The organism is Pseudotabrizicola alkalilacus, assembly GCF_003443995.1.
Lineage (GTDB): Bacteria > Pseudomonadota > Alphaproteobacteria > Rhodobacterales > Rhodobacteraceae > Pseudotabrizicola > Pseudotabrizicola alkalilacus.
Genome location: NZ_QWEY01000003.1, coordinates 104,660 through 123,224, shown reverse-complemented (window position 1 = coordinate 123,224; position 18,565 = coordinate 104,660). Strand labels below are relative to the sequence as shown.

The 18,565-nt window shown below is 63.3% G+C and carries 18 protein-coding genes; 11 read left to right on the top strand and 7 right to left on the bottom strand.

What is annotated here, in order from left to right:
- The first annotated feature begins 261 nt into the window (after positions 1–261).
- Positions 262–1,398 carry a Ppx/GppA phosphatase family protein gene (locus D1012_RS07300; protein WP_118150708.1) on the top strand — a complete coding sequence of 379 codons (1,137 nt, stop codon included), beginning with the start codon at positions 262–264 and terminating at the stop codon, positions 1,396–1,398.
- On the top strand, positions 1,395–2,144 hold the full coding sequence (locus D1012_RS07295) for an RlmE family RNA methyltransferase (protein ID WP_118150707.1): 750 nt from the start codon (positions 1,395–1,397) through the stop codon (positions 2,142–2,144). Before D1012_RS07300 ends, D1012_RS07295 begins: the two co-directional genes overlap by 4 nt.
- Before the next feature lie 53 nt (positions 2,145–2,197).
- Here D1012_RS07295 and mepK read toward each other — a convergent pair whose 3' ends face one another.
- The gene (mepK, locus tag D1012_RS07290) at positions 2,198–2,767 is read right to left on the bottom strand and encodes a peptidoglycan L,D-endopeptidase MepK (protein ID WP_199489453.1); all 570 of its coding nucleotides are present in this window, start codon (positions 2,765–2,767) and stop codon (positions 2,198–2,200) included.
- A 323-nt stretch (positions 2,768–3,090) separates the two neighbouring features.
- Here mepK and D1012_RS07285 point away from each other — a divergent pair, with 323 nt between their 5' ends.
- The 4 genes from D1012_RS07285 to D1012_RS07270 are packed head-to-tail and all read left to right on the top strand — an operon-like array spanning position 3,091 to position 7,336.
- Positions 3,091–4,701 (top strand): L,D-transpeptidase family protein, encoded by a 1,611-nt coding sequence (locus tag D1012_RS07285; protein WP_118151143.1) that lies wholly within the window; start codon positions 3,091–3,093, stop codon positions 4,699–4,701.
- Between the two features lie 42 nt (positions 4,702–4,743).
- Positions 4,744–5,823 carry a UDP-3-O-(3-hydroxymyristoyl)glucosamine N-acyltransferase gene (locus D1012_RS07280; protein ID WP_118151141.1) on the top strand — a complete coding sequence of 360 codons (1,080 nt, stop codon included), beginning with the start codon at positions 4,744–4,746 and terminating at the stop codon, positions 5,821–5,823.
- Positions 5,824–5,863: 40 nt separating this feature from the next.
- The gene (locus D1012_RS07275) at positions 5,864–6,127 is read left to right on the top strand and encodes an acyl carrier protein (RefSeq protein WP_118150705.1); all 264 of its coding nucleotides are present in this window, start codon (positions 5,864–5,866) and stop codon (positions 6,125–6,127) included.
- A 6-nt stretch (positions 6,128–6,133) separates the two neighbouring features.
- The gene (locus D1012_RS07270; RefSeq protein ID WP_118150704.1) at positions 6,134–7,336 is read left to right on the top strand and encodes a beta-ketoacyl-[acyl-carrier-protein] synthase family protein; all 1,203 of its coding nucleotides are present in this window, start codon (positions 6,134–6,136) and stop codon (positions 7,334–7,336) included.
- 72 nt (positions 7,337–7,408) lie between these two features.
- On the opposite strand, the gene D1012_RS07265 is transcribed toward D1012_RS07270, so the two are convergent.
- Positions 7,409–8,071 carry an invasion associated locus B family protein gene (locus tag D1012_RS07265; protein ID WP_118150703.1) on the bottom strand — a complete coding sequence of 221 codons (663 nt, stop codon included), beginning with the start codon at positions 8,069–8,071 and terminating at the stop codon, positions 7,409–7,411.
- A gap of 481 nt (positions 8,072–8,552) precedes the next feature.
- Here D1012_RS07265 and D1012_RS07260 point away from each other — a divergent pair, with 481 nt between their 5' ends.
- The 3 genes from D1012_RS07260 to D1012_RS07250 all read left to right on the top strand — a co-directional run bounded on the left by D1012_RS07260 (position 8,553) and on the right by D1012_RS07250 (position 12,344).
- Complete coding sequence (locus D1012_RS07260; RefSeq protein ID WP_118150702.1) at positions 8,553–10,145, top strand: helicase HerA-like domain-containing protein; 1,593 nt, start codon at positions 8,553–8,555, stop codon at positions 10,143–10,145.
- Positions 10,146–10,592: 447 nt separating this feature from the next.
- The gene (locus tag D1012_RS07255; RefSeq protein ID WP_147335634.1) at positions 10,593–11,030 is read left to right on the top strand and encodes a hypothetical protein; all 438 of its coding nucleotides are present in this window, start codon (positions 10,593–10,595) and stop codon (positions 11,028–11,030) included.
- 9 nt (positions 11,031–11,039) lie between these two features.
- Complete coding sequence (locus D1012_RS07250; RefSeq protein ID WP_118150700.1) at positions 11,040–12,344, top strand: DUF1513 domain-containing protein; 1,305 nt, start codon at positions 11,040–11,042, stop codon at positions 12,342–12,344.
- 19 nt (positions 12,345–12,363) lie between these two features.
- Here D1012_RS07250 and D1012_RS07245 read toward each other — a convergent pair whose 3' ends face one another.
- The 4 genes from D1012_RS07245 to D1012_RS22625 are packed head-to-tail and all read right to left on the bottom strand — an operon-like array spanning position 12,364 to position 16,396.
- On the bottom strand, positions 12,364–13,668 hold the full coding sequence (locus D1012_RS07245) for an HlyC/CorC family transporter (RefSeq protein WP_118150699.1): 1,305 nt from the start codon (positions 13,666–13,668) through the stop codon (positions 12,364–12,366).
- Positions 13,669–13,726: 58 nt separating this feature from the next.
- A complete protein-coding gene (locus D1012_RS07240) occupies positions 13,727–14,680 on the bottom strand; it encodes a site-specific tyrosine recombinase XerD (protein ID WP_118150698.1) in 954 nt (317 codons plus the stop codon).
- The gene (locus tag D1012_RS07235) at positions 14,677–16,230 is read right to left on the bottom strand and encodes a hypothetical protein (RefSeq protein ID WP_147335633.1); all 1,554 of its coding nucleotides are present in this window, start codon (positions 16,228–16,230) and stop codon (positions 14,677–14,679) included. Before D1012_RS07235 ends, D1012_RS07240 begins: the two co-directional genes overlap by 4 nt.
- A complete protein-coding gene (locus tag D1012_RS22625; RefSeq protein WP_158569260.1) occupies positions 16,220–16,396 on the bottom strand; it encodes a hypothetical protein in 177 nt (58 codons plus the stop codon). The genes D1012_RS07235 and D1012_RS22625 overlap by 11 nt, the downstream gene beginning before the upstream one ends.
- Before the next feature lie 166 nt (positions 16,397–16,562).
- Here D1012_RS22625 and D1012_RS07230 point away from each other — a divergent pair, with 166 nt between their 5' ends.
- Together D1012_RS07230 and aroB are read left to right on the top strand one after the other, a co-directional pair.
- Positions 16,563–17,159, top strand: coding sequence for a shikimate kinase (locus D1012_RS07230; protein WP_435530909.1), 597 nt, complete (start codon positions 16,563–16,565; stop codon positions 17,157–17,159).
- The gene (gene aroB, locus D1012_RS07225) at positions 17,156–18,271 is read left to right on the top strand and encodes a 3-dehydroquinate synthase (protein WP_118150695.1); all 1,116 of its coding nucleotides are present in this window, start codon (positions 17,156–17,158) and stop codon (positions 18,269–18,271) included. The genes D1012_RS07230 and aroB overlap by 4 nt, the downstream gene beginning before the upstream one ends.
- 54 nt (positions 18,272–18,325) lie before the next feature.
- On the opposite strand, the gene D1012_RS22370 is transcribed toward aroB, so the two are convergent.
- A complete protein-coding gene (locus D1012_RS22370; protein ID WP_147335632.1) occupies positions 18,326–18,535 on the bottom strand; it encodes a hypothetical protein in 210 nt (69 codons plus the stop codon).
- Positions 18,536–18,565: the final 30 nt, after the last annotated feature.

Here is an 18,565-nt window from a genome sequence, read left to right as displayed (position 1 = left end):
CCCATCCTCACACTCCCTCCGTTCTAATCGTCCGTTTGCGACAAGAGGGTGCGTTTTCGACATGGCGCATTGCATCTGCGACCCGGGGTGCTGACAGGGGACACGGAAGGCATCACGGTCACAGCCGCCAGCGACCTTACCCTGCTGGAAAATCTGGTGCACAGACGGTGTTCAAGGCTGCCGAAACGCGCGCCCGCATGAGTGCTTGCGGCAGGGGGGGATCAGCGCTACCCTTATTACAACCACATATGGAGGGCGGCTATGACGCCCGAGCGTCCCCGAGGGGGGGGCGCGTCGCAAACACCGGTCGAGCCTGACAAAGGCTCTCGTGTCGCCGAATCGTCACCCCCTCAAAAGCCGGGGCAGGGCACGCTATACGCGGCGCTTGACCTTGGCACCAACAGTTGCCGGATGCTGATTGCCCAGCCAAAGGGCAGTCAGTTTACGGTTGTGGACAGTTTTTCAAAAACTGTTCAGCTGGGCATCGGGCTGGAAGCCTCGGGCCGGCTTTCGCGTGCGTCAATGGGACGGACGGTGCAAGCCCTGCGCATCTGCCAGAAAAAGATCGAGCGGCATGGCGTCAACCGGATGCGTCTGGTGGCGACCGAAGCCTGCCGCCGTGCCCGGAATGCGCGTGATTTCATCCGCCAGGTCAAGCGTGAAACGGGTCTGGCACTGGAGATCATCTCGCCCGAGGAAGAGGCGCGGCTGGCGGTGATCTCTTGCGCGCCGCTGGTCAATGAGCGGACCGAACAGCTGCTGGTGGTCGATATCGGCGGCGGCTCGACCGAGCTGGTCTGGATCGACCTGTCGGGCGTCGTGCCGGAAAACCGGCCGCGCGCGATCATGAGCCTGCACACCGGCTTCAACGCTCAACCTGAGGGCGGCGCGCGGGTGGTGGACTGGATCTCGGTGCCGCTGGGGGTGGCGACTTTGCGCGACCAGTTTGGCGATGTTGATGATGATGCCGCCCGCTTTGCGCTGATGAGCTGGTTTTTCGAGGAACAACTGGCCAGCTTTTCGCCCTATAACGCCCAGCACCCGCGCGAAGGGTTTCAGATCATCGGCACCTCTGGCACGGTAACAACGGTGGCGGCCAGCTATCTTGGCCTGCGCCGCTATGACCGGACCAAGGTGGACGGGTTGCAGATGACCAGTGATCAGATTGATTTCGTGATCCGCGACTATCTGGCGCTGGGGCCAGAGGGGCGGCGCACCGATCCGCGCATTGGCCGTGACCGGCATGCGCTGATCATGTCCGGTGCGGCTATCCTTCAGGCGCTGATGCGGATATGGCCCACGGACCGCCTTTCCGTGGCCGACCGTGGCCTGCGCGAAGGGCTTTTGTATGCGCAGATGACCGTCGATGGCGTCTTGACCGAAGGACCATTCACATGAGTGAAAAGAACATATCCGGCCGGGGCCAGCGAGAGCTGCGGGTGCGGGTGAAAACCGCCAAGGGCCGCAAACTGTCGTCAACCCTGTGGCTGGAGCGGCAGCTGAACGACCCATACGTGATCCGGGCCCGCAAAGAGGGGTTTCGCGGTCGCGCGGCCTATAAGATTCTGGAGCTGGATGACCGCTACGGTTTCCTGAAACCCGGTGCGCGGGTGGTGGATCTGGGCTGTGCGCCCGGTGGCTGGTGTCAGGTCGCGGTGGAGCGGGTCAATGCGTTGGGGCAGAACCCGAAAAAGCCGGTCGGCACCGTGCTGGGCGTCGATCTGCAGGAAATCGAGCCGATTTCCGGCGCCGAACTGCATCAGCTGGATTTCTTGTCTGACGGGGCGGATGATCTGGTCAAGGGCTGGCTGGGCGGGCGGGCCGATGTGGTGATGTCGGACATGGCGGCGGCGGCGTCCGGGCACAAGGCGACCGACCACCTGCGCATCGTGGCGCTGATCGAAGCGGCGCTCGATTTTGCCTTTGACGTGCTGGAAGACGATGGCACCTTTGTCGCCAAGGTTCTGGCGGGGGGCGCGGAAAACACAATGCAGGCCACGCTGAAAAAGAACTTCCGCAAGGTGGCCAATGTGAAGCCCCCGGCCAGCCGGTCGGACAGTTCCGAAAAGTTTGTGGTGGCAACGGGTTATCGTGGCCGTGCGATTGCGGCGGCTCAGGCCGCGGATGACGACAGCGACGAGTAAACGAGAAACGAAAATTCTGCGAATTTTCAGCCCATTCTGTCAGCCCGGGCCGCTCAGCCGCCCCAGCTGCGCACCGGACCGCAATCCATGTGCACAAAGTTCGAGCGCGAATACCGGCCCACGCCACCCGAAGCACAGGCCGCCGCTGCCTTGGCCATCTGGCCGACCGAGCGCGACTTGAGCCGCAGATCTGCCGCCTGACCCTTGAGGTGAAGCGAGTTCTTCGCCACGCCACCCGATTGCGAGCGAAGCATGGCATTGGTGCGGGGGCTGCGATAGCCCGACAGCATCATATAGGGTTCTTTGACATCCATCAGACGATGGGCGGCCGCCATGATATCCACCGTGCGCGCGTCGATGCCGATCACGTCATTGGACCGCCAGTCCCGCATGAAGTGATTTACTTCGGTCATGACCTCGGGAATGTACTTCCCTTCGATCCAGTAGATCGTGTCGATGCTTTCGCCGGTCCGTCCTGAATACATACGGATCCGGCGGATGTCGCCAGCCCCGCGCAACAGACCGAAAGCGTTGGAGTAAGTCGGAGCTGCAACCACAAGAGATGCCGCAAACGCACCCAGCAGGCCACGCCGCGAAATCCCGAACTTCGATGTATCTGCCATTCTAGCGCCTGTCCCGTCGCAATTTTTGACCACCTTGATGGCGGTTCGTCTGCACTTCATCCCCAAGTGTGCCAGTCTTATGCCACAGCATGTTTTGCAACCCAAGCGCAGATTCTCCGCTGGTTCCCGGTTTAGCGGGCATCGGCAAATTTTTGCTGAAAGTCCCGGAAACAATGCGCTGCATTTTTCTTATCCCACTGTTGCCGGAAAGTAACGAAATCGGGGGTGATCGTGAGTATCTGGCCGGAACGTGAATGGACAGTGCTGCCAACTTCGCGGAAAGTCGGGGAAATTCGGCAAAAACGGACGGGGACGATCTCACGATGACTCGATTGACTGGTGGTTTTGGTATGCGTGGGCTGTTGCTCTCGGCCGCTATTTTCATGCTTGCCATGCCCGCGTCGGCGCAGGACTTTCCCAGCCCCTTCGTTCAGACCATCGCCGCCGAGGCATCCGAGAATGAGGTGATTGCCGCCTTCTATCGCGACAGCGGGTATCGCACGCTCTGGACCGGCCCGGCAGAGCAGGATGCGCAGCGCCGTTCGGCCCTGCTGTCGGCGCTGTCGCGGGCGGGGGCGCATGGGTTGCCGGTGGCGCGCTATGATGTCGCCAAGCTGACGGCCCTGCTGAGCACCGCGCAGACCGAAGGCGACCGCGCACGGGCCGAGGTGGCGCTGACCCGCGCCTATCTGGCCTTTGCCCGCGATGTGAAAACCGGGGCCACCGACCCGAAAGCGGTCGATCCCGGCATCGTGCGCGAGATTGCGCGCCCTGATCCCGCGTTGCTGCTGGCACAGATGCAGGCGCGCAATCCGGTGGAGTTGCTGCAGGGTCTGCTGCCCGACTCGCCGCACTATGCGCAGCTGATGCGGGCAAAGCTGGCGCTGGAGGGGCGGATCGCCGACGGCGGCTGGGGTCCGGTGGTGCGGGCCAAGGCACTGGGGCAGGGCGACAGCGGCGATGCGGTTGTCGCTTTGCGTGAGCGGCTGATTGCGATGGGCTACCTGAGCCGCTCGGCCACCCGCAGCTATGATGCCGCCATCCAGAACGCGGTGCAGCGGTTCCAGCTGGATCACGGGCTGACCGCCGATGGCATCGCGGCCGAGGCCACGCTGGCCGAACTGAATATCGCGGCAGAAGAGCGGCTGAAGTCGGTGATTGTCGCGATGGAACGGGTGCGCTGGATGCAGGGCACGCCGCTTGGCGACCGTCATATCTGGGTCAACTTGCCGGACTTTACCGCCAAGATCATGGATCATGGCAAAGTCACCTTCGAGACCCGTTCGGTGATCGGCAAGGATGTGATGGATCAGCACACGCCCGAGTTTTCGGATCAGATGGCGCATATGGTGATCAACCCGAGCTGGGGGGTGCCGCGCTCGATCATCGTCAAGGAATACCTGCCGCTGCTGCAGCGCAATCCGAATGCCGTCAGCCATCTGCAGGTGATCGACAACCGCGGCCGGGTGGTGCCACGCGGGGCGGTGAATTTCGCCGGATACTCGGCGCGGACCTTTCCTTTTGGCCTGCGCCAACCACCGTCAGATGGGAATGCGCTGGGGCTGGTAAAGTTCATGTTCCCTAACAAGTACAACATCTATCTGCATGATACGCCTTCGAAAAACCTGTTTGCCCATGACGTGCGTGCCTATAGTCACGGCTGCATCCGTCTGGCCGATCCGTTCGATTTTGCCTATGCGCTTCTGGCGCTGCAGTCGGACGATCCGCAGGCCGAGTTTGCCCGCCATTTGAACACCGGCAACGAAACCACCGTCAAGCTGGAGCAAAAGGTGCCGGTGCATCTGGTCTATTTCACCGCCTGGCCCGGGGCCAAGGGGCAGATGACCTATCGCCGCGACATCTATGGCCGGGATGCCAAACTGTTTCAGGCGCTTGAGGAGGCCGGGGTGGTCTTGCCTGTGGTTCAGGGCTAAACCTCCGGTCAGCCGCAAGGAGACGGCGAAAGGAGCATGATCATGTCCCATTGCATCGCTGACATCGCCGCCGCCCTCGGGGCGGAGTTTGCGGGGAATGGCGCGCTGATGGTGCGGGGCGCGGCAGAGCCGCAGCAGGCCGGGCCAGATGATCTGGCCTTGGCGGTGAACCCCAAATACGCGGATGGTCTGGCACAGGGGGGCGCGCGCGCGGCGCTGTTGTGGCCGGGGGCGGACTGGCAGACGCTTGGCCTGCAGGCCGCCATCTTTGCGCCGCGCGGACGGCTGGCGATGGCTGGCCTGACCCGGATGCTGGACCCCGGCCCGGCGATTGCGCCGGGCATTCATCCGATGAGCGTGATTGATCCGACCGCGCAGATTGGCGCGGGCGCGGCGATCGGGCCGTTTGTCACCATCGGGGCCGGGGTGATCCTTGGGACCAATGCCCGCATTGCCAGCCATGTCAGCATCGCCGAAGGCGCGCAGATCGGGCCGGAGGCGCTGATCCTGCAGGGCGCGCGGGTGGGCGCGCGGGTGCAGATCGGCGCGCGGGTGATCATCCAGCCGGGTGCTGTGATCGGGGCGGACGGGTTTTCCTTTGTCACGCCCGAGAAATCTGGCGTGGAAGAGATCCGCGAAACTTTGGGCCAGCGCGACGAGATCCGGGCGCAAAGCTGGACCCGGATTCACTCGCTGGGCGCGGTCAGCATCGGCGATGATGTGGAGATCGGCGCGAATGTCTGCATCGACCGGGGCACGATCCGCGACACCCGCATCGGCAACGGCACCAAGCTGGATAACCTTGTCCACATCGGCCACAACGTTCAGGTGGGCGACGATTGCCTGCTGTGCGGGCAGGTCGGCGTGGCAGGCTCGGCGCGGATCGGCAACCGGGTGGTGCTGGCCGGGCAATGCGGGGTCAATGACAATATCTTTATCGGCGATGATGTGATCTGCGGCGGCGCGACCAAGGTTTTTACCAATGCGCCGGCCGGTCGGGTGCTTTTGGGCTATCCGGCGGTGAAGCTTGAAACCCATGTCGAGATGCAAAAAGCGCTGCGCCGGCTGCCACGTCTGGCCGCAAAGGTTGCCGCAATCGAGAAAGTCATCCAGAAGTCATGAAGGCTTTCTATAAGTCGCGCGAACAGGAAGGAATGATCGCATGACCCAGACCGCACAGACCATTATCGGGATCATCGCCGAAAAGGCATTGCTGGAACCCGGCGATCTGACCATCGACACCCGGCTGGAGGCGCTTGCGCTCGACAGTCTGGCCATGGTGGAGCTGGTGTTCGCTCTGGAAGAGACCTTTGACATCTCGGTGCCGTTCAACGCCAATGACCCTGGTACCGATGACTTTGACTTGTCGTCAGTGGGCGCGATCATCCGCGCGGTCGAAGGCCTTGTCTCGCAAAAGGCCGCCTGACCTTATATGCCCAGAGTTGTGATCACCGGCGCAGGCACCATCAATGCCCTGGGCCATGACGTGCCCTCGACCTTTGATGCCTTTGCCAACGGGCGGGGTGGGATTGGCCCGCTGGACATTCCCGATATCGACCGTTTGTCGATCCGGGTGGCCGGTCAGGTCCGGGACTGGACCGCCACTGAACATTTCGATCTGCGCGGCCTGAGCCTCTATGACCGGATGACCCAGTTTGCGCTGTGGTCGGCGCGGCAGGCGGTGGCGCAATCGGGGCTGGTGTTTGATGAGGCGCTTGCCCTGCGTTCGGGGGTTATTCTGGGCACGGCGGGCGGCGGTCTGGGCACCATCGACGACAGCTATCGTGCGGTTTATGCCGAAGGCAAGAATCGGGTGCATCCGCTGACCGTGCCCCGGCTGATGGCCAGTGCCGGGGTCAGCCATATCAGCATGACCTATGGCCTGCGCGGCCCGGCCTTTACCGTCTCGACTGCCTGCGCCAGTTCCAATCACGCGATGGGGCTGGCCTATCAGATGGTGCGCTCTGGCGCGGCCCCGGTCATGCTGACAGGCGGGGCCGAGGCGATGCTGACCTTTGGCGGATTGAAGGCGTGGGAGGGCTTGCGCGTGATGGCCACTGACGCCTGCCGCCCGTTTTCCGCCGACCGCAGCGGGATGGTGCAGGGCGAGGGCGCGGCGGTCTTTGTCTTCGAGGCGTATAAACACGCCCGCGCCCGTGGGGCCACCATTCTGGCCGAGGTGGTCGGGTTTTCCATGTGTTCAGATGCGCATGACATCGTGATGCCCTCAGCCGATGGTGCGGTGCGCGCGATGCGTGGCGCGCTGGACGATGCCGGGCTGGAGCCGGGGCAGGTGGACTATATCAACGCCCATGGCACCGGCACCCGCGCCAATGATGCCAATGAGGCGATGGCGATCCGCACGGTGTTTGGCTCCAGCCCGCCGCTGGTGTCTTCGACCAAGGGTGCCCATGGCCATATCATCGGCGGCACTGGCGCGGTTGAGGCGCTGGCCTGTCTGATGGCACTGCGCGACGGGGTGGTAGCGCCGACGCTGGGCTATCAGAAGCCTGACGCCGATTGCGCGCTGGATGTGGTGCCCAACACTGCCCGCAAGGCCGACGTAAAGGTGGCAATGACCAATGCCTTTGCCTTTGGTGGGCTGAATGCGGTGCTGGTGCTGCGCCGGATCTGAGCCATGCTCTGCCATGCAAAAGGCCGCGCCCATCGGGCGCGGCCTTTGTCGTCTGTGGCGCACTTGCGCGTGTCAGTTGGTGGCAGAGACGGCCGTATAGCCTGCGGTGAAGCCCTTGAGCGACACCTCAACCGAAACCTTCTGGTCGGGGGCGACGACGGGTACAATGGTGATGACCGCTTTCGCGCCCTTCTTGAACTGTTCGACTTCGGCAGCCGTAAAGCCGACCCGCGCCACGCAGCCCAGGTTTGAGCAGAAGGTAAACGGATAAACCCGTGGCGTGGTGCCATCAACTGCCAACAACAGGTTCTCGGTCAGCAGCGTTTCAAGCGGCACGACAACGGTTGCCCCGGCAGCCGCCTGACCACCGGCTGGCAGGTTGAACATGCTGAATTCGGCGACCGCATTGCCGTCGCTGTCTTTCAGCAGCTGATACAGCTGGCAGGGATCAGAGCCATCTTCGGTGCGGACGCAGCGCTGTTCCCAGGCCTCGAAATTTGCCTGCACATAGGCGCTGCCGATGCCATCGGCGGCTGGCGCCCCCTCTGTCCCGACTTCGGTGCCCATGGAAAGACCCGGTGCGCCCGCGGCATCTGCCGCCGGTGCTGCGTCGGTGCCTTCGGTCGTGGGGGGGGTCGTTGCCTCTTGTGCCCAAAGGCCGGATGCGCCGGAAGACACAAGCAAAAGGGTCAGGGCAAAGGATTTGGAAAGGGTCGATGTCACTGCAAAGGTCATGTCAGGTCCATATTTCGCTGTTGGGCTTTCACCGCTTGCGCCGCTCTAGCATGTTGCGCCCGAACTGTCAGGTGCCAAAAGCGTGACCCGGCGCAGCTCTTCTGGTCAGAAACGGCATGAAATGCCAGGCGACTGGGCAGGGCCGTACGGGTGACTCAAAAATCAAAAAGGGCCAGTGACCCGGCCCTTTTTAACGTTTATTTTTTTGCTCCCTGTCGGACTGGCCGACTTCATGGCGCTGACGCTACGGCGGAATATCGCATCCGTCAACCGGGAATCGGATCACAATATCGCCTGTAAAACATGAAGAAACGGCGCATGGTTTCCTGACCCGGCCTGTCCGGACGGGCCATGTGCAGGACCGCCGAGCGCGGCACTGAATGCAGCCAAGATCAAGGCTGGTATCAGAGAGTTAAGATTGTATTGTCGGTTCGCGCGGGTCTGATCCGGTGCAAAGATTTGTGTGACGGGGAGATGGCGCGTGTCAGAAGAACCTTCGGTGTTTGTTGGTGGCGGTGGGGCAGATTATGGCGATCCGCAGCGGCTGCTTCTGGGTTTTGGCAACCGTCACGGCCTGATTGCCGGCGCGACCGGCACCGGCAAGACGGTGACGTTGCAGATCCTGGCCGAGGGCTTTTCGGCTGCCGGAGTGCCAGTGTTTCTGTCCGACGTGAAGGGTGATCTGTCCGGGCTGGCTGTCGCGGGCGACCCCTTGGGCAAGCTGCACACGCCGTTCATGACGCGGGCTGCCACCATCGGGCTTGATCTGCAATACCGCGCCTTTCCGGTTACGTTCTGGGATCTGTTCGGCCAGCAGGGCCACCCGATCCGCGCCACCGTGGCCGAGATGGGGCCGCTGCTGCTGGCGCGGCTGCTGGAGCTGACCGATGCGCAGGAAGGTGTGCTGAACGTCGCCTTCCGGCTGGCGGATGAGGAAGAACTGCCGCTCTTGGATCTGAAGGATCTGCAGGCGCTGCTGGTGTTCATCGGCGAAAATGCCGGTGCGATTTCCAATCGCTACGGTCTGGTCGCTCCCGCTTCGATCGGCGCGATTCAGCGCCGGTTGCTGGTGCTGGAAAACGAGGGCGGGGCCGGGTTCTTTGGCGAACCGGCGCTGGATCTGGCCGATCTGCTGCTGACCGATGCGGATGGCTTGGGGCGGATCAACATGCTGGCCGCCGACCGGCTGATGAACAGTCCGCGTCTCTATGCGACCTTTCTGTTGTGGCTTCTGTCCGAATTGTTCGAAACCTTGCCCGAGGTGGGAAACCCGGACAAACCCAAGTTGGTGTTCTTTTTCGACGAGGCGCATCTGCTGTTCACCGATGCCCCCAAAGCCTTGGTGCAAAAGGTGGAACAGGTGGCGCGGCTGATCCGGTCCAAGGGGGTGGGGGTGTATTTCATCACCCAGAACCCGGCGGATGTGCCGCAAAACATCCTTGGTCAGTTGGGCAACCGGGTGCAGCACGCCCTGCGGGCCTTTACCGCCAAGGATCGACAAGACCTGCGCCTTGCCGCGCAGACCTATCGCGACAACCCGGCATTCAGCACCGAAGACGCGATCCGAGATGTCGGCACCGGCGAGGCGGTCACGTCGTTTCTGGAGCGCAAGGGTATTCCGGGCATCGTGCAGCGCACGCTGATCCGGCCGCCGTCCAGCCAGCTCGGGCCGATTGATCCGTCAATGCGGGCGCAGCTGATGGCGGCATCGCCGCTCGCGGGTAAATACGACACCGTGATCGACCGCGACAGCGCCTATGAAAGGCTGCGTGCGCGGGAGCAAAAAGCGGCGACTGAGGCGGCCCGACCGGATGAGGCCACCCCGTCACCGGCAGAGGCCGGACCGAACGGCGGCACCGAGACATTCAACCGGGGCCGCCGTTATGAGGGCGGAGGCGCGGCACGAAACGGCAACGCCGCCCCCAAACCCGGCGGCCGCCGCAGCGATTCGGTCAGCGAGACACTGGCCAAGAGCTTTGCCCGCCAGTTTGGCAACAAATCAGGCCAGTTCGTTGCCAAATCGGGCGAGGCGCTTGTGCGTGGTGTGCTGGGATCGCTGCTGCGAAAGCGCTGAACCCAGCCAGAAGGGCCCCCAACTGACTCGATCCTGCGACATCCTGTCACCTGCGGGCTGACAGGCCGGAGGCGTTGATGCAAATCAATGCCGCCCCTCTGTCAGGGCGGAAGACTGTCTGTGCACGGCATTGAAAAGCGATGTGGTGCAGAGCGCGTCATCCGAATGAACGGAGTACTGTCACATGAATTCCAGCAGAAAAAATGCTCCGGTTCCTACGCCTTACCTGACGGGACATTTTGCAGACTGCAAGGATGCGGTTCATCCGCATTCAGTCCGCTTCAAAGCGCACAAGGCATCCGCCTTGGCCGCTTTGTCGGCCTGACCTGTCCCCCGGAACATCGCGAAGAACCACAGATAACGCGATGAAACTTCAAATGAAAAGTGCCTGTCGCTGGCCATGGTGAAGGCGTCAGGTGAAACCTGCATAAGAGAGTTTGATAGATGATGAGCAGAAAACCAAACCGTATTGTCGTGACCTTGATCTCTGTGGGGGCCTTGATGGCCCTTGCCGGCTGTCCGGGCAGTGTTCAGAAGGTGGAAACCTATCTTGGCGACGAGAAATCCATCGTGAACGCACCGGCGGCCGAGGGGGGCAAAGAGGTGGCAAAGAACCTCGCCAAAGAAGCCCTTGGTCCGGCGGGAACTGTGGTGGATGTGGGCGAGGCGACCTTGGGGGCGGTCAACACCGGCGCAATGATCAAGATCCAAAAAGACGCGGACGAAGCGTTTCTTGCCGCGACAGCGAATCCCGGCAACGCGGCTCTGGAACGACGCGCCACGTTCCTGGAAGCCAAAGCCGATTGCTTCATCCGCAAGGATTGCAAAAAGTGGTACGAGCTGACAGGCGACCCGAACCGCGGCAGCGGCGGCGGCAGCCATTAGGTTGCGATCATGGAACGCCGGACATTTCTGACTGCGGCTGTCGGGGCGGGCATGGCGTCCTCTGTGTCGGGCTGCGCTTCGGTGGCGCGCGTGGCAGCGGAGGAGGCGGATGTCAGTCGCAACCTGCGCGACACTTCGGTCTATGTTCCGGGCTACATAACCGAAACCGCGCGGGCACGTGGGGGGCCGGTCACGGCCCACCCCCGGCTGGCCCGCGCGCTTTCAGCGCAGGATGGTCCCGCGCGGTTGCTGACCCGGATCGGGTTTGACGGCACTGTGACACAGGCCGTTTTGCCGGTGATGGCGCATCAGGTGGCGGTTTCGCCAAACCGTCGTATTGGCATCCTGTGCGGGTTCGAGGCGCGCGATCAGGTCGCGTTTGATCCGGTCACGCTGGATATGGTCGCAAAAAGCCCAGCTTTTGCCGAGGGTTGGCGCGGCGGCGGCCATGCTGTGTTTCTGGATCAGGGTCGCACGGCACTTGTCTCCGAACGCGCACCCCGGTTCAGCGCGGCTGGCAGTTCCTTGGCTGACCATCATGGCCGCATCACCATCCGTGACAGCGACACGCTGAAAGTGCGGGGCAGCTATTCCACCCATGGCATTGACCCGCATGACATTCGCCTGATCGAAGACGACCGCTATCTTGTGATTGCCAATTACGGATCACTCCCGGACCCGGACGGTTTCCTGCCGGTCCCGCGCCGCGTGGCCGAAGCGAGCGTGACAGTGATCGAAGTGGCAAGCGGGCGTCTGGTCGAGAAATGGGTCACCGGCCGGGCCGATGCCGAACTGCGCCATCTGGCTGCGGGAGGGCGCGACCGGATCTTTGCGATTCAGGCCCGGCTGGGAACCGAGGCAGATGAAGCGCAGGCGATGCGCGGGCACAGCGCAGTTTACAGCGCGGACATCACCTCTGAACCGGGGATCACCTATCTGTCGGCGCAGACGCTGAAGATCGCGAAGGGTCAGCGACCAAAGCCGATGGGAACAGCCGTGCACACCGCCGACATGCGCCATGGGCTGTCGATCAGCTATGATCCGCAGCATGATCAGGCAATCGCAACCTATCCGTCGTCGCATCGCGTCATGGTGTTCGACGGGGCCAGTGGCGCGGTGCTGCACGATGTCGATACCACGGCCAGCGGTCTGCGCTACCCGTGCGGGGTGACGCTGTTGCCGGACGGGCTGCATTATGCGGTGACAGGCTATTGGGAAAACCTGTTTGTCTATCGCCGGGGCAGTCATCAGCTGGTGCGAGAGCTGTGCCTGTATCCGGTGTTTTTCGGCCACAGCCATATCACCGCTGTCTGAACGCCGGTGCCGGGACGGATCAGAGCGGCCTCAGCTTCAGCTTCACGATCCGGTTCTCACGCTTTTGCACCACTTCGAACCGGAAGCCGTGGAAGCTGAAGGCCTGCCCCTCATTCGGGATCATCTGCGCCTCATGGATCACCAGACCGGCAATGGTATTGGCCTCGTCATCGGGCAGATTCCAGTCGGTCGCACGGTTCAGATCGCGGATCGTCATCTGACCTTCGATCAGATAATCGCCGTTCTCGGCCCGCTTCAGCGCCTCGTCCTTTTGCACCACGTCAAACTCATCGGTGATCTCGCCGACGATCTCTTCCAGAATATCTTCCAGCGTGATCAGCCCCTGCAAACCGCCGTATTCATCGACCACCAGCGCGAAATGGGTGCGGCGTTTCAGGAACTCGCGCATCTGTTCATCCAGCGCGGTGGTGTCCGGGATGAAATACGGCGCCATCGCGACCGTGGCGATATCCAGATCCTTGACCGAGCCCGGCGTTCCGTCTGTGGTCCGCAGTAGCCGGTCCACCTCGCGCAGCAGATCCTTGGCGTGGACGACCCCCAGAATATTCTCTTCATTGCCGCGAAACAGTGGCAGGCGGGTGTGAGGCGAGGCGAGCACCTTGGTCAGGATCTCATCCGGTGACAGATCGGCGTCGAGCATTTCGATATGGCGGCGATGGCGCATGATCTCGTCCACCGTGCGGCTGCCCAGATCCAGCGCGCCCAGCAGCCGGTCGCGGTCTTCCTTTTCCACAGCGCCTTCGGAATGGCCAAGGGCGATCGCGCCCATGATCTCTTCGCGCAGGGCCAGAATTTTACCCTCCGGGTCAGCACGCACACCAAACACCCGCAGCACCCCACGCACCAGAATCCGCACCACAGTGACGATGGGCGAGAACAGCAGGATAAGCACCCGGATGATCGGGGCCACGCGGGTCGCGACCCCTTCGGGGAAAGTGATGGCCAGTGTCTTGGGCAGCACCTCGCCAAAGATCAGCACCAGAATGGTCATCCCAAGCGTGGCAAACGCCACTCCGGAATCGCCCAGAACCCGGGTCAGCAGCGCGGTCGCGAGCGAGGCCGACAAGATGTTGACCACGTTGTTGCCCAGAAGGATCGCACCGATCATGCGCTCATTGTCTTCGGTGATTTTCATCGCCGACTGCGCCCCGAGCGACCCTTTGTCGGCGAGGGTTTTCAGCTTGGCGCGCGAGGCGGCGGTCAATGCGGTTTCCGAGCCGGAAAAGAACGCAGACAACACCAGCAGACACATGATTCCCGCGGCAGTCAGCCAGAAGGCGGAGTCGAGGGCAGAGTTTTCCATATCACACTTTTTTCTGTTGCAAGGATAAGAGAAGTTATGCGGGGAGTTGGTGCGTGCTTCAAGAACCCTTGGCCGGTTTTGCCAGCGGGTGATGCTGCAGCACCAGTGATTTCAGGTGATCGTCCAGCACATGGGTATAAATCTCGGTGGTAGAAAGATCGGCATGGCCCAGCAGGGTCTGGATCACCCGCAGATCGGCACCGCCTGCCAGCAGATGGGTGGCAAAGGCATGGCGCAGCGCGTGCGGCGTCACCCGTGCGGGCGAGACCCCGGCGGCGATGGCAATCTGCTTGAGCATGAGGTGAAAGTGCTGCCGGGTCAGATGCCCGTCAGCGCCCGGTCCGGGGAACAACTGGCGCGAAGGCGGATGCCCCGCCAGCCGGGCCTTGTCCTCGGCCTGATCGCGCAGCGTCAGCCATACGGCAAGCGCCGCGCGTGCGGGACCGGACAGCGGCACCATGCGTTCCTTGCCGCCCTTGCCGCGCACCAGAATCATGCGTGGATCGCCGCGCGCGGCCGAGACCGGCAGACTGACCAGTTCTGTCACCCGCATCCCGGTGGCATAGACCAGCTCCAGCAGGGCGGTGTTGCGGGCGCGGTCAGAGTCGGTGCGGCCATAGGTGCGGGCAGCGTCCATCAGCCGCGTCACATCCTCCTGTGATAACGCATCGGGCAGGCGCTGCACCGCGCCGGGCCCCTTGATGCGGATCGCCGGATTGTCTGCACGCCAGCCCTCTTCATGGGCAAAGCGGTACATCTGACGGATGGATGAAAGGCGGCGGGCGCGGGTGGCCTTTGACAGGCCATTGGCATCGCAGGATACCAGATACGCCTCCACATCCTCACGCGTGGCACTTGCAAACCCGATGCCGCGATGCGCGACCCAGGCGGCAAAATCCTTGAGATCCCGGCCATAGGCCAGCTGCGTGTTGCGCGCGGCGTCCAGTTCGGCGGCATGGGCATCGAGAAAGGTCGAGATCCAGCCGTCAGATGTGGCAGGGCCTGCACTCATCCGCGCCGCTCCAGCAGCATCAGCTCCAGCGCGGTCTGGCGGGCGGTGTCTTCCAGCCCGATGTGGCGCAGAAAGGCCAGCCCATCCGTCACCCCCGACAGATCGCCCTGCACCCCGCGCCCGATTTTCTCAATGGCCAGCAAGATCGCCTCGCCCATGCGGCGCTGCTCCATCAGACTGGCAAATTCCGGCGCGGCACCGGGGCGCAGAAACGCCGGAGCAATCGCACGGCCCAGCGTGTCGGGCGGAATGGCCCCGGCCAGCGACCCGGTTGCCAGCCCGATCAGAAACGAGTCACGCGGGGTTTCCGCCTTGCGGGCCTTTGCCAGTGTTTCATAGCGTGGCGACAGCAGGCCAAGATCAAACGCAATCCGCCCGGCCTGACCTGTCAGCGGCAGACGCGAGAGGTCTTCGGCAAAGAGCGTGGCAAACGGCACCTCCAGCTCGGCCCCGGCCATCTGGGTCCAAGCGGTGGGAAGGCTTTGCGCCACCGCCCCCGGATCTCCGGCGCGCAGGGCGGTTTCAAACCGCTGGAACGCATCTACCCGGTCCCAGACCCCGCCCGAGGCCGCAGGCAGACGCTCGGTATACAGCCCCAGCAGCACATTGGGCGCAATCACCCCGGCCCGCGCCAACCGTTCGGCCGATTCGATCTGGCTTTTCCAGCCCGCGGTGTCGCGCAATTCGGCATGGGCAAAGGCCAGCGGCAGCGTGGCGGTGGATTGCGGCTCGCCGATCGCTTCGAACATGCGCCAGGACAGCGGCGTCATCCGCGCCGGAATCGGGGGCAGGGCGTCGCCTTCGTAGAGATCGGGGTCAAGGAAACGCGACAGCAGCGAATCCTCCTCCTCGGTCACGTATCCCAGCGCCTGCGCCGTGCGCAGCGTCAGCGCCGCTGCGTTCCAGTCGCCGGAGCGGGCCACACAAAAGATGCGGGCGGGAAAGGTGGGGGCAAGATTGGGGGTGGCCTGCATCCTCTCGCAGCCGCGTTCCTCATTCCCGGTCAGCAGCGCCACGTCAAAGGCGCGGCGGAACAGCTCGGGGTCACCTGCCGGAGCTGCGTCCAGCAAGGCCGCCGCCTGATCCAGCGCACCCATGGCCAGCAAACGGTCGATCCGGGCCAGCAGCAGCGCGCCGATGCCACTGCTGTCGGCTGGTGGGACCGCTTCTGCCAGCATCAGGGTCATGGTCAGGGCTTGCAGGGCTGGCAACAGGTCATTGCGGTCTTTGGCAATCGCGGCCCGCACCTCTTCCTCCAGCCCCATCCCCCACAGATCGCGGGGCAGGCCGGTGGTCGCGGGCGAAAGCAGCCCGATGGCATCGGGCGAGGGCGCATCCAGCACCGATACCGCGACATCCTGCGGCAAGGCACCGCCGGTCGTCACCGGCGCTTCTGCCGGGCGGGCGGGCGTGCCGATGGCCGACCCTGCCGGGGACGCGACCGAGCTGGACAGCCAGTCGATGGCCGACAACGGATCATCCGCCCAGACCGGCACGGGTGCCCATGTCACCATACAGCACAGCGCGGCCAGTTCTGCCCTAGTCGGCATTCAGGGTCACCGGAACCGTCACTTCGGTCTGGCCGGGGGACAGATCTGCCAGATACGCATAGCCCGTCAGTGCAGCAAAACCCACAATACCCAATACAACCATCGCCTTGAGGATACGCCCCACCATTGCCATCTGCCCTTTCAGCCCGATTTTCCTGCGTGCCACGGGTTCACCCCGCCGTCTTTTCGCAGTCGACTCTTTGCCCGTGTGGTCGCCGCCACCCGCACTCAGGGCCCAATGGTGGCGACTTTCCGCGCGATTATATATGGCATTCGCGGCGAGTTCACGCCATGAACAAAAAAATGCGCGTGATGCGGGCGAAACGCCGCTGTTGCAGGCAAAGGCAGCCCTGCACAGCCAAGGAAACGAAGGAGGCAGCGTGGCACGCCTGAAAAAGACGGTCGCCATGGTCGGGATGATGGGGGCGGGCAAGACCGCAGTCGGCACCGTGCTGGCCCGTGTGCTTGGTGTTCCCTTTGTTGATTCGGACGAAGAAATCGTTCGCGCGGCCAATCGCTCGATTGCCGAGATCTTTGAGCGTGACGGCGAGCCGTTTTTTCGCGCCCGCGAATCCGAGGTGCTGGCCCGTCTGCTGCGCGGCCCGCCGTGTGTGCTGTCGACTGGCGGGGGCGCCTATCTGGCCGACGCCAACCGGCAGCTGATTTCTGATGCCGGGGTGGCGGTCTGGCTGCGCGCCGACCTTGATCTGCTGTGGAGCCGGGTGCGGCACAAATCGAACCGGCCGTTGTTGCGCACGGCAAACCCGCGCGAAACCCTGCGCGCTTTGTACGAGACGCGCGTGCCCTGTTACAGCCAGGCTGATGTGACGGTCGATGCCAGCCCCGATCTGTCGATCGAGGCCATGGCCGAGCGCGTGATCGAGGCGCTGCTGGCCCGGCCAGACGTGTTGGAAGGAGAAACGACATGACGGTGGATGTGGTCCCGGTCGATCTGGGCGCGCGCAGCTATGAGGTGCGGATCGGCCCCGGTCTGATCGACAGCGCGGGGGCGCAGCTTTTGCCCTTTCTGCGGCGGCGCAAGGTGGCCGTGGTCACCGACGAGTCGGTTGCGGCGCTGCATCTGGACCGGCTGCTCGCGTCTTTTGCGGCGCAGGGGATCGAGGCGACTGCGCTGGCACTGCCCGCCGGGGAGAGCACCAAGGGCTGGCCGGAATTTGCCCGCGCCACCGAATGGCTCTTGGAGCAAAAGATCGAGCGGCGTGATGTCGTTGTGGCCTTTGGCGGCGGGGTGATCGGCGATCTGGCGGGGTTTGCGGCCGCCGTGCTGCGGCGCGGGGTGCGCTTTGTGCAGATCCCGACCACGCTGCTGTCGCAGGTTGACAGCTCGGTCGGCGGCAAGACCGGGATCAACACACCGCAGGGCAAGAACCTTGTCGGCGCGTTTCATCAGCCGACGCTGGTGCTGGCCGACATCGACGTGCTGGCCACCCTGCCGCGCCGCGATTTTCTGGCGGGCTATGGCGAAGTGGTGAAATACGGTCTGCTGGGCGATGCGGCGTTCTTTGACTGGCTGGAGGTGAACGCCCCCGCCATGGCAGGCGACACCACCCTGCGCCAATATGCCGTGCGTCGCTCGGTCGAGATGAAAGCCGGGATCGTCAGCCGTGACGAGACCGAAGAGGGCGAGCGCGCGCTGTTGAACCTGGGCCATACCTTCTGTCACGCGCTGGAAAAAGCCACCGGCTATTCGGACCGGCTGCTGCATGGCGAAGGCGTGGCGATCGGCTGCGCCCTGGCGTTTGAGCTGTCGCAGCGTCTGGGCCTGTGCGCACAAGAATCTCCCAGCCGGGTGCGCGCGCATCTGCGCAGCATGGGCACCAAGGTGGACCTGAAGGATATACCCGGCGAGCTGCCAGATGCTGCAGCGCTGCTGGCGCTGATGGGACAGGATAAAAAGGTGGTCGATGGCCAGTTGCGCTTTATCCTGGCGCGCGGCATCGGGGAGGCTTTTGTCGCGGATGACGTGCCTGGGGATGTGGTGAAATCCCTGTTGGCAGAAGCGCTTGCTGCGCGCAGCTAACGTTTTACCTTAATCAATGACCCGCCTGATCGGCGGGTCATATCTTTGCATTCGTCATTTGGCGTTCAAGCCAGTGTACCGGGAAAATGCATCCGCAGGGATGCCCAGCTTTGCCAGTGCGTCAGCCGACGGCTGACGGCCGTTCTGGACTGCGCCCGAGGCTTCGGCTGCCGCGCCGATCAACGCAAAGAACTCCATGAAAGTCGCGAAGACACCACGATTTTCTGGGGTGTAACGCAAAGCGCTGTTTGCTGAAATTGCCATCTGAGGCTCCTGATATTTGCTCGTCTCTCT

Excerpts from the sequence above, each read along its gene's own strand:
- D1012_RS07300 (WP_118150708.1), top strand. The coding sequence starts at position 262 with ATGACGCCCGAGCGTCCCCGAGGGGGGGGCGCGTCGCAAACACCGGTC.
- D1012_RS07295 (WP_118150707.1), top strand. The coding sequence starts at position 1,395 with ATGAGTGAAAAGAACATATCCGGCCGGGGCCAGCGAGAGCTGCGGGTG.
- mepK (WP_199489453.1), bottom strand. The coding sequence starts at position 2,767 with ATGGCAGATACATCGAAGTTCGGGATTTCGCGGCGTGGCCTGCTGGGT.
- D1012_RS07285 (WP_118151143.1), top strand. The coding sequence starts at position 3,091 with ATGACTCGATTGACTGGTGGTTTTGGTATGCGTGGGCTGTTGCTCTCG.
- D1012_RS07280 (WP_118151141.1), top strand. The coding sequence starts at position 4,744 with ATGTCCCATTGCATCGCTGACATCGCCGCCGCCCTCGGGGCGGAGTTT.
- D1012_RS07275 (WP_118150705.1), top strand. The coding sequence starts at position 5,864 with ATGACCCAGACCGCACAGACCATTATCGGGATCATCGCCGAAAAGGCA.
- D1012_RS07270 (WP_118150704.1), top strand. The coding sequence starts at position 6,134 with ATGCCCAGAGTTGTGATCACCGGCGCAGGCACCATCAATGCCCTGGGC.
- D1012_RS07265 (WP_118150703.1), bottom strand. The coding sequence starts at position 8,071 with ATGACCTTTGCAGTGACATCGACCCTTTCCAAATCCTTTGCCCTGACC.
- D1012_RS07255 (WP_147335634.1), top strand. The coding sequence starts at position 10,593 with ATGAGCAGAAAACCAAACCGTATTGTCGTGACCTTGATCTCTGTGGGG.
- D1012_RS07250 (WP_118150700.1), top strand. The coding sequence starts at position 11,040 with ATGGAACGCCGGACATTTCTGACTGCGGCTGTCGGGGCGGGCATGGCG.
- D1012_RS07245 (WP_118150699.1), bottom strand. The coding sequence starts at position 13,668 with ATGGAAAACTCTGCCCTCGACTCCGCCTTCTGGCTGACTGCCGCGGGA.
- D1012_RS07240 (WP_118150698.1), bottom strand. The coding sequence starts at position 14,680 with ATGAGTGCAGGCCCTGCCACATCTGACGGCTGGATCTCGACCTTTCTC.
- D1012_RS07235 (WP_147335633.1), bottom strand. The coding sequence starts at position 16,230 with ATGCCGACTAGGGCAGAACTGGCCGCGCTGTGCTGTATGGTGACATGG.
- aroB (WP_118150695.1), top strand. The coding sequence starts at position 17,156 with ATGACGGTGGATGTGGTCCCGGTCGATCTGGGCGCGCGCAGCTATGAG.
- D1012_RS22370 (WP_147335632.1), bottom strand. The coding sequence starts at position 18,535 with ATGGCAATTTCAGCAAACAGCGCTTTGCGTTACACCCCAGAAAATCGT.